Origin of the sequence: Streptomyces sp. NPDC059853, from assembly GCF_042731495.1 — a bacterium.
GTDB lineage: Bacteria > Actinomycetota > Actinomycetes > Streptomycetales > Streptomycetaceae > Streptomyces.
Genome location: NZ_JBHWJL010000022.1, coordinates 22229 through 22835, shown reverse-complemented (window position 1 = coordinate 22835; position 607 = coordinate 22229). Strand labels below are relative to the sequence as shown.

General features: G+C 73.0%; 1 protein-coding gene. It reads right to left on the bottom strand.

Going from position 1 to position 607, the window contains the following annotated elements:
* Positions 1 to 133: 133 nt before the first annotated feature.
* On the bottom strand, positions 134 to 556 hold the full coding sequence (locus ACFV5N_RS04425; RefSeq protein WP_385593905.1) for a Rieske (2Fe-2S) protein: 423 nt from the start codon (positions 554 to 556) through the stop codon (positions 134 to 136).
* Positions 557 to 607 lie beyond the last annotated feature (51 nt).

Here is a 607-nt window from a genome sequence, read left to right as displayed (position 1 = left end):
CGAGTTCGGTGGCGGCCTCGGTGACCTGGGCACGGCGTTCGGGGTCCTCCGCGCGGAGTACCGGGGTCCAGATGCCGATCCTGCCGATGGTGTCCTTCAGCTGCGTCATGGGCTCAGATTGCCATCTCCGCCCTCAGCCGATGGTGATTTCGTTGCCTTCGGTCGTCACGTCCAGCCGGGTGAGGGGCTTGGTGGCCGGGCCGGAGAGGGGTTCGCCGGTGGCGGCGTCGAAGACCGAGTTGTGCAGGGGGCAGCGCAACTGGGTGCCCTCGGGGGAGACCTTGCCGTTGTAGTGGGTGCAGACGGCGGTGAAGGCGACCAGTTCGCTCTCGCCGACGCGGTAGAGGAGGGCGTCCTCGCCGGAGACGGTCTTCGCGGCGACCGCCTCGCCGACCGGGACGTCGTCCAGGGTCAGCTCGCTCGGGGTGCTCTCGCTCGTGCCGCCGCAGGCGGCGAGGCACAGGGCGCCAGCCGTGGCCCCCCCCCCCGGGGGGGAGGCCGGGGGGGCGGGGGGCCCGGGGGGGGGGGGAGGGGGTTTAATTTTCCCGGGGAACAAAACCCCCGGCGCAGGGGGGCCGCCCCGACATGGGGGGGGGTGCGGAGGAGG